Genomic DNA, 14,563 nt, shown 5'->3' with positions numbered 1-14,563 from the left:
CGAGCTACAGCTCCGGCGGCGACCGGCCAGAACATCGGGATGGGTTTTGGTCCAGATCGGGACATCGGGATGTTCATCGGAAGCGGGCCTGAGCAAAGGCTGCCCGTGCCGATGCCGGGGCCGTGGGCTGGCCGTTTTTGCCAATGGCAGCATCGATCAGGGCGATACGTTGACCCAGGCCGCTGTCATTGGCCAATTGCACTGCCAGACCGGGGCGGGCGTTGAGTTCCAGTATGAGCGGTCCCCGGTCCCGATCCAGCACCAGATCCACCCCCAGATACCCCAGGCCAGTCAGTTCGAAACATTCAGCCGCCAGCACCAACAGGCGGTCCCATCCTGGAATATGCAGCCCACCAATGGGCATGCCGGTATCAGGATGCAGATCGATGATCTGATGGCGCCACACTCCCCGTGTGGTACATCCGCTGGCCATGTCAATACCCGCCCCTACGGCCCCCTGATGCAGGTTGGCTTTGCCGTCGGAGTCCCGGGTGGGTAATCGCACCATGGCCATCACCGGATAGCCTTTGTACACCACGGTGCGGATATCCGGCACCCCCTGGAAGCTGATACCCTCGAACATGGGATGAAAGTGCACCCGATATTCGATCATTGCCTTGTCTGGCCGCCCCCCCAGACTGTACATGCCGCTGAGGATATTGGAGACATGGTGGGCCATCCCGGCCTGATCGATGATCTGGCCACTGGCCTTGCGAAACTGCCCCTGCAGACGGCCAAGAATCACCACGATGCCGTTGCCGCCGGAGCCGTGGGCCGGCTTGATAACGAAGTCATCATGTTCGCCCACGATCCTGGCCAGGTTGCGGATGTCGTGGTTGGTCTCGATCACGCCGTAGAGTTCGGGCACCGCAATACCCGCATCCAGAGCCAGTTTCTTGGTCAGAAGTTTGTCGTCCACCAGAGGATAGTTGCGACGGGGGTTGAGTTCGGCAATGAACTGGGCATTGCGCTGGTTCATGCCGACGACCCCGCGCCGTCGCAGTGCCTTCGGGCTGATGAACCACTTCATGGGTGACCCCTCAGGGCCCGAAAGCGCAGCAACTCCGAGAGCCGATAGCCGGTATAGCGGCCCAGCAGCAGGGTCATGGCCAGCACAATCAACAGCAACTCGGGGAATACAAAAAACAGGTGCTCGATATAGGGATTGATCATCACCAGATAACCCACCACCGCCACAGCCAGACTGCCGATACCCTGACGAATGGCATCGGCGGGACCATGTTCCTCCCAGACCAGGGACATGCGCTCGATGGTCATGGCCAGAATGACGATGGGAAACAGGGCAATGGCCAGCCCGTGTTCGATGCCCAGGTTATGACTGAGGATGCTGAGCATCAGCATGAGCATGATCACCACCATGACCACCGCCGCCAGCCGGGGCACCAGCAACAGTTTGAGGCGCTCCAGATAAAACCGGATGGCCAGTCCCAGGGAAACGATCAGGGTGAACAGGATGACCCCTCCCAGTAACTGGGTCTCCCGAAAAGAAAGCGCGATGAGAATAGGCATGAAGGTGCCAAAGGTCTGAACCCCGATCACATTGCGCAGCAGGACAATGATCATGGCACCCACCGGTACCAGCAGCAGCACCCGATACATGTTCTGGGTCTGAATCGGCAAGCCGAACAGGGAAAAGTCCACCGCCCTGGAGTCCATCAATTCGGCCCGCTGCTGGGCCACGTCCACGGCATCCTGAATATTCCGGGTGACGGCAAAGCTGATCTGGGGATTGCGGGCCCGTTGCAAACGTACCGGGTCTTGATCCCCGTGCCACCAGACCAAAAAATTGGGGGGATAGCCCACGGCGCCGGTGTTGGGATTGATGGCTACCCATTCCCGGGTGTTGTGAACTTCCAGCCAGACCTGGGGCTGAAGGTCGCGGGCACGGTCAGTGAGGGGAATGCCATGCACCATGCGGGCCGGAATACGGGCACCGGCCAGCAACTGAACAGCCGTCTGGACCCGGTCCCGGTCTGTGTGGTTGCGAGAGACGAACAGGGCCATATTTTCGTCCAGGGTGTTGTTCATATCCCGAATCAGCACCGTGGCAAAGCTGGTAATGTCGGCGGAGCGTTCCCGTACCCGCTGGACCACGGCCTCGGCAGCAGAGCGATAAGGTTCTTCCAGGTCCGGTAGATTCACCGGGCCAGGATAGGGCACCACTGACCCCTGCCGTTCCCGCTCCAGTTGGGCCACCGTTGCCCGGTAATACAGGGTCTGACGGCCACTGGGCTGCCGGGTGGTCCAGACCGCTTCCCGATTGTCTCCAGCTTGGTCTGTCGTCAGGCCATATCCCCTGGAAATGAAATGTTCGTCCAGCAGCACCAGATGACGGGGTTCGCCGGGAACAAAAACCCGGGCAGTGACCGGTCCACCGGTGGGTTCAAAACTGATCCTGGCTTCTACAATCCAGCTGTCGGTGGTTTGGGCGGGCAGCAGGGGAAAACCCAGGCCATGGACCTTGTGCACAAACAGACCCAGACTGGCTCCACAAAGCAGCAGGATCAGCAGGGGCAGGTGGAAGCGCTGGAGCATCGACAAATCCTTTGATTATGGGCAGGCTGGCCGTTGGGTGTGGGTACGGGCAGAGTCCACCAAAATCGCCCCTGCCATGTGGTTTCGCCCCACCAGAACCTGATAGGTCAGTTCACTGCGGTCGATCAGGCTCATTTCCGCTTCCCGGTAGATGTCTCCCATACATAGACCGATACGCACCACCGGGCGGCGCTGATGGTTGCCGTCGTGGCGGATGATACGCACATATCGGGTGATTTCCCGTTTGATGCGGATGGTGTTTTGCTCGTTTTCCGGGTCTACGATGTCAAAGGCGATCCATTCCTGGCCATCCTGCTCAAAGAACTGCTTGTTGAGAGCGTTGAGGGAGGAAGTGGTGGCACCGGTGTCCATCTTGGCCTTGAGCTGGATACCTTCGGGCAAGATATCCACCCGTTCCACCCAGCCCATGATCACCTCAGGGGCCGGACGATCCTGCTGAGCCGCCATGGCCCATGTGGGGATTAAAAGCCAGAACAGGACAACCCACGCAGTACGGAGGAAAAAATCCATGATGGTCTCCTGACATATTGACGATGCGCCATATTAAACCTCCTCACCCCGCCCTGACGGTGATGAGGACCCCATTTTCGGACCTGCATGGGCCGCTTCCATCATGGTGATAAACCGTTTGGCCTGGGGGGACAGATGGCGGCCAATACGCTGCACCACCCCATAACTGCGGGCCGGAAAGAACCGGTCCAGGGGAATGGCTGCCAGCGCCTCCCGGCCTGTCAGGCAGACATCGGTCACAATGGAAATACCCAGGCCCAGGGCCACGTATTTTTTGATGACCTCCCAGCCACCGGCCTCCAAAGAGACGTGATAACCCACATTATGCTGGCGAAATACCAGATCCACGATGCGCCAGGTGGATAGATGGCGGGGCGGCAGGATCAGCCCATAGGGGCTGATGTCCTCCAGTTCAACAGCCTTGCCCAGAGTCGTCAGGGGATGGTCCTTGGGGGTGATCAACTTGGGATGGTAGGTGACGATGGGCTGGTAGGTGATGCCCTCGGGCACCTCCAGCATGGAACCCACGGCAAAATCCACTTCATCCCGGTGCAGCATGGCCAGACCATCCCGTCCGGTCACATTGTGCAGCTTGATACGGATATGGGGATACACCTCGGCAAACTGGCGCAATGGTTCGGGCAATACGTAGAGAATGGTGGATTCCCCTGCCGCCACATTCAGTTCGCCTGATTCGAGCCGGCCAAAGCTGGCGGCAAAGGTTTCCTTGAGCCGATCAATGCCTTCCACCAGCGGATCAGCCAGCTTGTAGAGGGTTTCCCCTTCCGGGGTAAGCCGGATCTGGGGGCCGCGCCGCTCGAATAAAACCGTTTCAAACTCCCGTTCCAGCGCCTGGATTTGCAGGGAAACCGCTGGCTGGCTCAGGCAAAGGGATTCTGCCGCGGTGGAAATGCTCCCCAGTCGCGCCGCCCGGCAAAAAGCCCGCAGCTGCTTGAGGCGATTTTGTTTGTAGTAGAGATGATGCTGGACAGCCCCCATGAATCTTCCCCGGTGTTAGTATTGAAGGCCAGAATTTTTCTCCTGGGGCCGATAGCTTCGCCGAATACTCGTCTTGAGGCCATGGTCCCGGCTACAATTGCCGTTTCACGCATGCATAGGGCAGGAGTATGGATAAGTACGTTATCTGGTTTCAGGATCTGGGAATGAACGACGTCCCCCGTGTGGGGGGCAAGAACGCCTCGCTAGGCGAAATGATTCATGGCCTGTCCGAAGCCGGGGTTCGCGTGCCGGGGGGATTTGCCACCACCGCCGATGCCTTCCGCGAGTTTCTTCAGCATGATGGCCTGGCAGACCGCATCAACGGCCTGCTGGCCAATCTGGATGTGAACAACATCGGTGCCCTGCGGGAAGCCGGTGCCCAGATCCGCCGCTGGGTGGTGGAAACCCCGTTTCCACCGGCCCTGAACGAGGCCATCACCGAAGCCTGGAACACCATGGTGGCCCAGACCGAAGGTGAATTCACCGTGGCTGTGCGCTCTTCTGCCACCGCAGAAGACCTGCCGGATGCCTCCTTTGCCGGGCAACAGGAAACCTTCCTCAACGTCAGTGGCCTGGATGGTGTGCTCAAGGCCATCCACGAAGTATTTGCCTCCCTGTACAACGACCGCGCCATTTCCTATCGGGTACATCAGGGGTTTGATCATGCCGAGGTGGCCCTGTCCGCCGGTATCCAGCGCATGGTCCGTTCCGACGTCGGCGCCAGCGGCGTGATGTTCACCCTGGATACCGAATCCGGTTTTCGTGACGTGGTTTTCGTCACCGCCTCCTGGGGACTGGGGGAAACCGTGGTCCAGGGTTCGGTCAATCCGGACGAATTTCATCTTTACAAGCCGGCCCTGGAGGCAGGGCGGCCCGCCATACTGCGCCGTCATCTGGGCAGCAAGGCCATCAAGATGGTCTTTGGCGAAAACGGCCAGTCTACCCGCACCGTCCAGGTGAGCGAAGAGGACCGGCTGCGTTTTTGCATCACCGACGCCCAGCTGGAAGCCCTGAGCCGTCAGGCCATGATCATCGAGAAACATTATGGCCGTCCCATGGACATCGAATGGGCCCTGGATGGTGTGGATGGTCAGCTCTACATCGTGCAGGCCCGCCCGGAAACCGTGGAGAGCCGGGCCGACGGTCAGGTGATCGAGCGCTATCGCATCCGCTCCCCCCGAACCGAAGTGCTGGTGCGGGGTCGGGCCATCGGCCAGAAGATCGGCGCCGGCAAGGTGCGGGTGGTGATGAATCTGGACGAGATGGACCGGGTGCAGCCCGGTGATGTGCTGGTGACCGACATGACCGACCCGGACTGGGAGCCGGTGATGAAGCGGGCCGCCGCCATCGTCACCGACCGGGGTGGCCGCACCTGCCATGCCGCCATCATCGCCCGTGAACTGGGCATCCCGGCAGTGGTGGGCTGCGGCGATGGTTCGGCCCGCCTCAAGGAAGGGGATGCCGTGACCGTATGCTGTGCCGAAGGCGACGAAGGCCGCATCTACAAGGGTGAGCTGGAGTTCGAGGTGCTGCGTACCCGTACCGACGCCATGCCCGAGGTGCCGGTGAAGGTGATGATGAACGTGGGCAACCCCGGTCGCGCCTTCCATTTCCGCAATATCCCCAATGCCGGGGTGGGTCTGGCCCGTCTGGAGTTCATCATCAACAGCATGATCGGTGTACACCCCAAGGCGCTGCTCAACTTCGACAGCCTGCCGGCGGACTTGAAGGAGGAAGTGGCCCGGCGCTTTGCCGGCTATCCGGACCCGGTCAGCTTCTACGTGGACAAGCTGGCGGAAGGCATCGCCACCCTGGCGGCCGCCTTCCATCCCGAGCCGGTGATCGTGCGCCTGTCCGACTTCAAGTCCAACGAGTACGCCAACCTGCTGGCGGGCGAGCGCTACGAGCCGGACGAGGAAAACCCCATGATCGGTTACCGGGGCACTTCCCGGTACCTGTCCGACGATTTCCGCGACTGCTTCGAGCTGGAATGCCGTGCCGTGCGTCGGGTCCGTGACGAAATGGGTCTGACCAACGTGGTGGTCATGGTGCCCTTTGTGCGGACCCTGACCGAGGCCGAGGGGGTGATCAACCTGCTGGCGGAGATGGGGCTCAAGCGGGGCGAGAACGGTCTCAAGATTTACATGATGTGCGAGATCCCCTCCAACGCGGTGCTGGCCGACGAGTTCCTGCAGTTCTTCGATGGTTTCTCCATCGGCTCCAACGACCTGACCCAGCTCACCCTGGGACTGGACCGGGATTCTGGTCTGGTGGCCGCCACCTTCGACGAGCGGGACCCGGCGGTGAAGAAACTGCTGGCCCTGTCCATTCAGGCGGCCCGCAAGGCCGGCAAGTATGTGGGCATCTGCGGTCAGGGACCGTCGGACTACCCGGATCTGGCCGAGTGGCTGATGGCCCAGGGGATTGAGTCCATCTCCCTGAACCCGGACACCGTGGTGGAAACCTGGCTGCGTCTGGCCGGGGATGCCAAGGGCCGTCAGGACGCCTGAGGTCTGTAGCGTTTTGCGCCGGTCTCCCATGAATGACAGATGGGCGACCGGCTTTTCATGGACGTGACCCAAGAGGCCCGATTTCCCCGTGACCCGCTCTGTTTTCTATGTCTCCGATGGGACCGGCATCACCGCCGAAACCCTGGGGCACACCCTGCTGACCCAGTTTGAACAGATTCACTTCAATACCGTTAGCCTGCCCTTTATCAACTCAAAAGAGAAGATGGACTGGGCAGTGCAGCGTATCAACCGGGCGGCCCAGAGTGACGGCGAACCCCCTCTGGTATTCTCGACCCTGGTGGATACCCGGCGCCGGGAAGAACTGGAGCGCTGCCGGGGGCTGATTTTTGATTTCCTCGATGCCTTTACACCCCGTCTGGAAGAGGTGCTGGGGGTCACTGCCCAGCATGTGGCCGGTCGCTCCCACGGCATGGGCAATATGCGCACCTATGCCGAGCGCATGGATGCCCTGCATTTCGCCATCCAGAACGATGATGGCGCCACCACCCGGGATTATCCCAACGCCGATGTGGTGGTGATGGGGGTGTCCCGAACCGGCAAAACCCCCACCTGCATGTATCTGGCCCTCAATTACGGCATCCGGGCAGCCAACTATCCTCTGGCGGACGATGATTTTGACCGGGGCACATTGCCAGCCTCCCTGGAACCCTATCGCAAAAAGTTGTTCGGGCTTACGGTGGACGGGGAACGGCTGCATCAGATTCGTACCGAACGGCGCCCCAACAGCCATTACGCCAGCGTGGAACAGTGCAACAAGGAACTCCGGGCCGTGGAGCGGATGCTCAAACGGGAGGGGATTCCCTGCCTGAACATCACCCAGATGTCTGTGGAAGAGATCGCTGCCCAACTGATGCAGCAGGCCGCGTTGATGCGACGCATCTAAACCGCTTAATCCGGCACATAATCTTCCCAGCCCCGACTCGGGTCGGCACTCACCAGAAATTCCGGGTTGAGCAGCCCTTCGCGGGTGTTGTAGCGCAGCGGGCGCAGTTCCAGATCGGTGACCACCCCCCCGGCCTCCTGGACCACACACTGGGCGGCGGCGGTGTCCCACTCGCTGGTGGGGCCAAATCGGGGATAGAGATCAGCCTTGCCTTCTGCCACTAGGCAAAATTTAAGAGAACTGCCCATGCTGATCAGTTCATGGTTGCCCACTCGCTTGAGAAATTGCTGCAGGCGTTCCGTACCGTGGGCGCGGCTGCCAACAATGATCGGTGCTGTGCCCCGGTCTGGATTGACCTGAATCCGCGTCCCCTGGGCTGCCATGGGGGCATGGCAATAGGCCCCCAGGCCCTGGGCAGCCCTGTATAGCCGGTCCAGTGCGGGGGCAGACACCACCCCAAGTACCGGCTCATGGTCATGGATCAGGGCGATGTTCACCGTGAATTCCCCGTTGCGCTTGATGAATTCCCGGGTGCCATCCAGCGGGTCTACCAGCCAGTAGGTTTGCCAGCGGGCGCGCTCACTGAAGGGAATCCGGTCTGACTCCTCCGACAATACGGGAAAACAGGGATTGAGTTCCTGCAGACCAGCGACGATATGCCGATGGGCTGCCATATCGGCGGCGGTCAAGGGGGTGCGGTCTGCCTTGTGTGATACTTGAAACGCCTCACCGTAGATGGTCATGATCCGGTCGCCCGCTTCCCGGGCGATGCGGCAGGCATTGTTGAGCAGATATTCCAGGTTCAGGTCATCCAGGGACATGGGTTATCTCTTGAGTCGGTCGCGTACCAGGTACAGGGCGGCAATGGAACGGGCTTCGCTACAGTCATCCCGGCTGATGAGGCTGTCCAGATCCCCCAGGCGCCAGGGCACCACTTCGATGGCTTCAGGCTCATCCCCTGGCCGGCGCTCCGGGTAAAGATCCTGGGCCAGAATGATGTGGGTCACATGGCCCAAATAGCCCGGTGCAATGCTCAAGGCGGTCAGGGGGGTGAGCTGGCGGGCACCGTAACCCACCTCCTCCATGATCTCCCGGTTGGCGGCCTCAAGCACATCTTCTCCCGGCTCCACCAGACCCTTGGGCAAGGCCAGTTCATAGCGGTGGGTGCCGGCAGCATATTCACGGATCATCAATACCGTATCGGCATCCAGCATGGGCACAATCAGTACCGCCCCCCGACTGGAACTGACCAGACGTTCAAAGCAGCGCTGCGCCCCGTTGGCAAACCTTAAATCCACCTCTTCCACCTGAAAGAGCCGGCTGCGAGCCACGGTACGGCGATTTAGAATCGTGGGCAGTTCGGGCATGGGCCAACCCCCCTGTTGATCCTGCCCTTAAAGGGCACTGATGAAAATCAGCAACACATTCAGACCGATAATGGCCACCAGGGGCGACAGATCCACCATCCCTGTCTGGGGCATCACCTTGCGAATGGGATTGAGCAGGGGGCGATTGAGACTGTACACCAGCCCGGCCACCGGGTTCTGCCCCGAGCTACCGGCCTGGAACCAGCTCATCACCGCCTGAATGATGATGCTGATGATATAGATCCAGATCACCAGCCGCACAATGGCCAGCATACTGACAATCAACAGGGTAAGGGGAGGGATCATCGCGCCATGAATGGCGCCGATGATGAACAGTTCCAGCATTTTGAGCACCAGGGCCAGTACCAGGGCGGCACTGTCCAGCGGGCCGATGGGAGGCACCACCCGACGCAGAACCCGCAGGGGCGGGTTGGTGATGGTCACCAGAAACTGGGAGAGGGGATTGTAAAAATCCGCCCGGGACAATGCCAGCAAGGTGCGTAGCATCAACGCCAGGATATACAGGCTAAACAGGGTGCCAATCAGGAAGACGGCGGCATTTTGAAAGGCGTATGACATGGGTGATCCTCAATCCCGACCTAACTGGTCGGCCAGTGCATGGGAACGATTCCGGGCGGCGGTCAGGGCCTGCTGCATGAGATCCCGCAAGCCGCCAGCTTCCAATACCGCCAGGGCCTGTTCAGTGGTTCCCCCCCGGGAAGTGACCCTGGCCCGCAGGGTAGCGGCGTCCTCGTCCGATTCCAGAGCCAGTCTGGCGGCGCCAAAGGCCGTCTGCAACGCCAGCAGGCGGGCGGTTTCCCTGGGCAGGCCCAGTTGGGTGCCGGCATCTTCCAGGGCTTCAATAAACAAGAACAGGTAGGCCGGACCACTACCGGAAAGGGCGGTGACCGCATCGATCTGGGTTTCATCCGTCAGCCAGACGGTCATGCCTACCGCACGCATCAGGGATTCTGCCAGATCCCGCTGTTGCTCATTCACTCTGGCATTGGCCACCAGTCCGGTGGCCCCGCTGCCCACCAGGGCCGGCGTATTGGGCATGCCCCGGACCACCGCCAGATCCCCTCCCAGCCAGCGCTCGATGGCCTCACTGGGCACCCCGGCAGCGATGGAGACCACCAGTGGTTTACGGGCCTGGACCTGGGCCGCCAGGGGACGGGCCACCTGGGCCATCACCTGGGGCTTGACCGCCAGCACCAGCACCTCGCAATGGGCGATGGCTTCCTCATTGGTTGGGGTGACATGCACCTTTGGCCACTGTTGGCTGACGAGGCTGCGTTGATCTTCATTGGGATCGGCGGCCCACAGGGCGCAGGGGTCCCAGCCGTCCGCCACCAGGCCACCGATCAGGCTGCGGGCCATGTTACCGGCGCCGATAAAGGCAATATTTTCGTTCAACATGTTTTTGATTGCGGCATGATGGATGTGGAGCAATCTTAACCTGAACGGCGACCGAAGATCGCGGTTCCCACCCGCACCAGGGTGGCCCCTTCGGCAATGGCTGCTTCCAGATCATCACTCATGCCCATGGATAATGTGTCCAGGTCATGGCCCCGGCGGATCAGGTCATCCTGGGCCTGGCGCAGCCGGGCAAAGGCCCGCCGCTGGATGTCAAAATCATCACTGGGGGCAGGAATGGTCATCAGTCCCCGCAGTCGCAGCCGGGGCAGTTCGGCCAGGGTTTCCGCCAGTGCCGGCAGACTGGCGTCATCAATGCCGGATTTGCTGGTCTCGCCACTGATGTTCACCTGGATACACACCTGCAGGGGGGGCAACCCATCGGGACGCTGATCATTGAGGCGGCGGGCAATGGATACCCGATCCACGCCGTGAACCCATTGGGCAATGGTTGCCAGAGTACGGGTCTTGTTGCTCTGGATTGCACCAATAAAATGCCAGCTCAGGTCCTGTCCTGCCAGAGCCTGGGCCTTGGTGGTCAATTCCGAGACGTAGTTTTCTCCAAAGGCCCGCTGACCACAGGCCAGGGCTGTCGTGATGGCCTGGGCCGGATGGGTCTTGCTCACTGCCAGCAACTGAATCTCTTCCGGGGCACGTCCCCAACGCCGGGCACTGGTGTGAATGCGGTCATGTATGGCCTGAATACGGTCGCAGATCCCGGTCCCGGATTTTGGCAATACCTGACCCTGATCTGCAGGAACGGCATTGAAGGGCGCTATGCTATATTCGACCATGAGGTACATCACCTGATCTGACATGGGGGGTTGGATGGACATTACCCAATTGCTGGCGTTCAGTGTCAAGAACAGCGCTTCTGATCTGCATCTGTCCGCGGGCCTGCCGCCCATGATCCGTGTGGACGGTGATATGCGGCGCATCAACGTACCGACCCTGGAACACAAGACGGTCCACGGTATGGTGTACGACATCATGAACGACAAGCAGCGCAAGGACTACGAGGAACGGATGGAAACGGATTTTTCCTTCGAAATCTCTGGTCTGGCCCGCTTTCGTGTCAATGCGTTCAATCATAGCCGGGGTGCTGGTGCTGTGTTTCGCACCATTCCCGCCCGGATTCAAACCCTGGAGGAGCTGGGCTGTCCCCGCATTTTCCAGACCATTGCCGAATATCCCCGGGGCATCGTACTGGTCACCGGCCCCACCGGTTCAGGTAAGTCCACCACCCTGGCGGCCATGATCAACCATAAGAACAACAACGAATACGGCCATATCCTGACGGTGGAAGACCCCATCGAATTCGTCCACGAATCCAGAAAATGCCTGGTGAACCAACGGGAAGTTCACCGGGATACCCTGGGGTTCAACCAGGCCCTGCGTTCGGCCCTGCGGGAAGACCCGGACACCATTTTGGTGGGGGAAATGCGGGACCTGGAAACCATCCGCCTGGCCCTGACTGCCGCCGAAACCGGGCATCTGGTGTTTGGCACCCTGCACACCAGTTCTGCTGCCAAGACCATCGACCGCATCGTGGACGTGTTCCCCGCCGCAGAAAAGGACATGGTACGGGCCATGCTGTCTGAATCCCTGCGGGCGGTGATTTCCCAGACCCTGATGAAAAAAATCGGTGGTGGCCGCTGTGCTGCCCACGAAATCATGCTGGGTACGCCGGCCATTCGTAACCTCATCCGCGAAAACAAGATTGCCCAGATGTATTCCGCCATCCAGACCAGTCAGGGGGTGGGCATGCAGACGCTGGACCAGAGCCTCAAGGAACTGCTGCAACGGGGGACCATCGGGCGGGAAGAAGCCTGTCGCAAGGCGGCCAACCCAAACAATCTATAGGCCCTGCTGAACCCAACGAGGTCTTTTTATGGATCGCGACAAGGCGATACGCTTCATGCACGACCTGCTCAGGACGCTCCTGGCCAGGAAGGGGTCGGACCTGTTCATTACGGTGGGTGCGCCGCCTTCGATGAAAATTGACGGCAAAATGACCCCCATCACCGATCAGCCCCTGTCGCCCAGTCATACCCAGGTTCTGGTACGTTCCATCATGAACGACCGGCAGGCAGCGGAGTTTGAACGCACCCAGGAGTGCAACTTTGCCATCAGCCTGTCGGGCCTTTCCCGTTTCCGGGTCAATACCTTCACCCAGCGGGGCAGTTCCGGCATGGTGCTGCGGGTCATTACCTCAAAGATCCCCGCCCTGGAGGATCTGGGTTTGCCGCCCCAGCTTCAGGACATCGCCATGACCAAGCGGGGTCTGGTGATTTTTGTCGGGGGCACCGGTTCAGGTAAATCCACCTCCCTGGCGGCGATGGTGGGATATCGCAACCATAACAGCCACGGCCATATCGTCACCATCGAAGACCCCATCGAATTTGTCCACCAACATGCCAGTTGTCTGGTCACCCAGCGGGAAGTGGGGGTGGATACGGAAAGCTACGAGATTGCCCTGAAAAACACCCTGCGCCAGGCACCGGACGTGATTCTCATTGGAGAAATCCGCGACCGGGAAACCATGGACTACGCCATCGCCTTTGCCGAGACCGGCCATCTGTGTCTGAGCACCCTGCATGCCAACAGCACCAATCAGGCCCTGGACCGGATCATCAATTTCTTCCCCGAAGAACGTCGCCAGCAATTGTTGATGGACCTGTCCTTGAACCTCAAATCGGTGATATCCCAGCGTTTGATCCCCCTGGCCACCGGCAAGGGACGGGTACCGGCGGTGGAAGTCATGATCAACAGCCCGCTGATGTCGGACCTGATTTTCAAAGGGGAAATCCATGAGATGAAAACCCTGATGGCCAAGTCCAACGAAATAGGGATGCAAACCTTCGACCAGGCCCTGTTCCAACTCTTTGAGTCCGGTCAGATCACCTATGAAGATGCACTGCGCAACGCCGACTCCGTCAACGATCTGCGTTTGCGCATCAAACTGGACAGCCAGCATGCCCGTAGCCAGAACCTGCTGGAAGACACCGGCGGACTGGAAATGGAAGCCAAGCCAGAGGACTCTGGCCTGCTCAAATAAACCCCCTGCACCGGCCTACCGACCATGCTGATTGAACCCTATCTCAAGCTGATGGCCCAGAAGAACGCATCGGACCTGTTCTTCACCACCGGCGCTCCGGCCAGTATCAAGATCGAGGGAAAGATTCGCCCCATCAACCGGCAGCCTCTGCAGCCGGGAGCCGCCAGGGAATTGGCCTATGACCTCATGGACGCCCATCAGATCGAGCGCTTTGAGCAGGACAAGGAGATGAACCTGGGGATCTCCCTGGAACACCTGGGGCGGTTTCGGGTGAACGTTTATGTGCAAAGAAGCGAAGTGTCCATGGTGATCCGCTTTATCAAGAGCGTGATCCCCACCATCGAACAGCTTAAACTGCCGCCGGTGCTCCAGGATCTGGTGATGTACGAAAATGGTCTGGTGCTGGTGGTGGGGTCTACCGGCTCGGGCAAATCCACCACCCTGGCCTCCATGATTGACTACCGCAACAGCATGACCTGCGGTCACATTCTGACCATCGAAGATCCCATCGAATACAGCTTCACCCACAAAAAATCCATTATCGGCCAGCGGGAAGTGGGGCTTGATACCCTGTCCTACGACAATGCCCTGCGGGAAGCCATGCGGGAAGCGCCGGACATGATCATGATCGGCGAGGTGCGTGACCTCAATACCATGAAGGCCGCCATTGCCTACGCCGATACCGGTCATCTGGCCCTGACCACCCTCCATGCAGTGAATGCCAATCAGGCTCTGGACCGGATCATCAATTTTTTTCCTCCCGAGGCCAAGCAGCAAATCCTCATGGACCTGTCCTTGAATCTGCGCGGCATTATTTCCCAGCGCCTGCTGCAGGGTAAGGATGGCAATCGCCTGCCTGCAGTGGAAGTGCTGGTGAATACCCCCTATATCTCCGAATTGATCCGCAAGGGAGATATCAGCGGCATCAAACCCGTCATGGAAAAGGGCGGCTCTTTGGGCATGCAGACCTTCGATCAGTCCCTGTTTGAACGCTACAAGGCCGGTCTGGTAACCCTGAACGAAGCCCTGGCCAAAGCCGACTCCCGAGGGGATCTGGAATGGCGCATCCACTTTGGCGGCGGGGTCCAGGATTCCAGACAAAAAGACGAAGAACTGGCCATGCTCGGCGACAGTGATCCCGCCGTGCGGGGGCAGACCGATGGCCGTCGCAGCTTTGACGAAACCCTGCGTCCTTTGTCAGAAACCCAGGTCAAGGATTGAT

At 59.9% G+C, this 14,563-nt stretch carries 14 protein-coding genes; 5 read left to right on the top strand and 9 right to left on the bottom strand.

Annotated elements, in window-relative coordinates; all coding sequences use genetic code 11:
• Positions 1-73 precede the first annotated feature (73 nt).
• From BMX62_RS04870 to BMX62_RS04855, 4 genes are read right to left on the bottom strand one after another with little or no spacing between them, the layout of a single operon-like run.
• A complete protein-coding gene (locus BMX62_RS04870; protein WP_090205108.1) occupies positions 74-1,030 on the bottom strand; it encodes an alpha-L-glutamate ligase-like protein in 957 nt (318 codons plus the stop codon).
• Complete coding sequence (locus BMX62_RS04865) at positions 1,027-2,556, bottom strand: inactive transglutaminase family protein (protein ID WP_090205105.1); 1,530 nt, start codon at positions 2,554-2,556, stop codon at positions 1,027-1,029. The genes BMX62_RS04870 and BMX62_RS04865 overlap by 4 nt, the downstream gene beginning before the upstream one ends.
• A 15-nt stretch (positions 2,557-2,571) precedes the next feature.
• Positions 2,572-3,087, bottom strand: coding sequence for an ATP-dependent zinc protease family protein (locus BMX62_RS04860; protein WP_476588295.1), 516 nt, complete (start codon positions 3,085-3,087; stop codon positions 2,572-2,574).
• A gap of 33 nt (positions 3,088-3,120) precedes the next feature.
• On the bottom strand, positions 3,121-4,086 hold the full coding sequence (locus BMX62_RS04855; RefSeq protein ID WP_090205102.1) for a LysR family transcriptional regulator: 966 nt from the start codon (positions 4,084-4,086) through the stop codon (positions 3,121-3,123).
• A 128-nt stretch (positions 4,087-4,214) separates the two neighbouring features.
• Here BMX62_RS04855 and ppsA point away from each other — a divergent pair, with 128 nt between their 5' ends.
• Together ppsA and ppsR are read left to right on the top strand one after the other, a co-directional pair.
• The gene (gene ppsA, locus BMX62_RS04850; RefSeq protein WP_090205099.1) at positions 4,215-6,596 is read left to right on the top strand and encodes a phosphoenolpyruvate synthase; all 2,382 of its coding nucleotides are present in this window, start codon (positions 4,215-4,217) and stop codon (positions 6,594-6,596) included.
• Positions 6,597-6,684: 88 nt separating this feature from the next.
• Positions 6,685-7,500: a posphoenolpyruvate synthetase regulatory kinase/phosphorylase PpsR gene (gene ppsR / locus BMX62_RS04845; RefSeq protein WP_090205096.1), complete on the top strand. Its 816-nt coding sequence runs from the start codon at positions 6,685-6,687 to the stop codon at positions 7,498-7,500.
• A gap of 5 nt (positions 7,501-7,505) precedes the next feature.
• Here the strand turns inward: ppsR and cysQ are convergent, their stop codons facing one another.
• From cysQ to BMX62_RS04820, 5 genes are read right to left on the bottom strand one after another with little or no spacing between them, the layout of a single operon-like run.
• A complete protein-coding gene (cysQ, locus tag BMX62_RS04840) occupies positions 7,506-8,321 on the bottom strand; it encodes a 3'(2'),5'-bisphosphate nucleotidase CysQ (RefSeq protein WP_090205092.1) in 816 nt (271 codons plus the stop codon).
• Between the two features lie 3 nt (positions 8,322-8,324).
• Positions 8,325-8,867, bottom strand: coding sequence for an ADP compounds hydrolase NudE (gene nudE / locus BMX62_RS04835; protein WP_090205084.1), 543 nt, complete (start codon positions 8,865-8,867; stop codon positions 8,325-8,327).
• A 27-nt stretch (positions 8,868-8,894) separates the two neighbouring features.
• Entirely contained in the window at positions 8,895-9,446 is a 552-nt protein-coding gene (locus tag BMX62_RS04830) for a YggT family protein (RefSeq protein WP_090205081.1), read from the bottom strand.
• 9 nt (positions 9,447-9,455) lie between these two features.
• The gene (proC, locus tag BMX62_RS04825; RefSeq protein WP_090205205.1) at positions 9,456-10,283 is read right to left on the bottom strand and encodes a pyrroline-5-carboxylate reductase; all 828 of its coding nucleotides are present in this window, start codon (positions 10,281-10,283) and stop codon (positions 9,456-9,458) included.
• 38 nt (positions 10,284-10,321) lie between these two features.
• Positions 10,322-11,077: a YggS family pyridoxal phosphate-dependent enzyme gene (locus tag BMX62_RS04820; protein WP_090205203.1), complete on the bottom strand. Its 756-nt coding sequence runs from the start codon at positions 11,075-11,077 to the stop codon at positions 10,322-10,324.
• 34 nt (positions 11,078-11,111) lie between these two features.
• Between BMX62_RS04820 and BMX62_RS04815 the strand changes: the two genes are divergently transcribed.
• The 3 genes from BMX62_RS04815 to BMX62_RS04805 are packed head-to-tail and all read left to right on the top strand — an operon-like array spanning position 11,112 to position 14,562.
• Entirely contained in the window at positions 11,112-12,146 is a 1,035-nt protein-coding gene (locus BMX62_RS04815) for a type IV pilus twitching motility protein PilT (RefSeq protein ID WP_090205078.1), read from the top strand.
• Positions 12,147-12,174: 28 nt separating this feature from the next.
• The gene (locus BMX62_RS04810) at positions 12,175-13,341 is read left to right on the top strand and encodes a PilT/PilU family type 4a pilus ATPase (RefSeq protein WP_090205075.1); all 1,167 of its coding nucleotides are present in this window, start codon (positions 12,175-12,177) and stop codon (positions 13,339-13,341) included.
• A 24-nt stretch (positions 13,342-13,365) separates the two neighbouring features.
• A complete protein-coding gene (locus tag BMX62_RS04805) occupies positions 13,366-14,562 on the top strand; it encodes a PilT/PilU family type 4a pilus ATPase (RefSeq protein WP_090205072.1) in 1,197 nt (398 codons plus the stop codon).
• The last annotated feature ends 1 nt before the right edge of the window (position 14,563 follow it).

It is taken from the genome of Ectothiorhodospira magna (assembly GCF_900110965.1).
Classification (GTDB): Bacteria; Pseudomonadota; Gammaproteobacteria; order Ectothiorhodospirales; family Ectothiorhodospiraceae; genus Ectothiorhodospira; species Ectothiorhodospira magna.
Note: the sequence above shows the minus strand (reverse complement) of the source record. Positions and strands in the feature narration are given on the sequence as shown.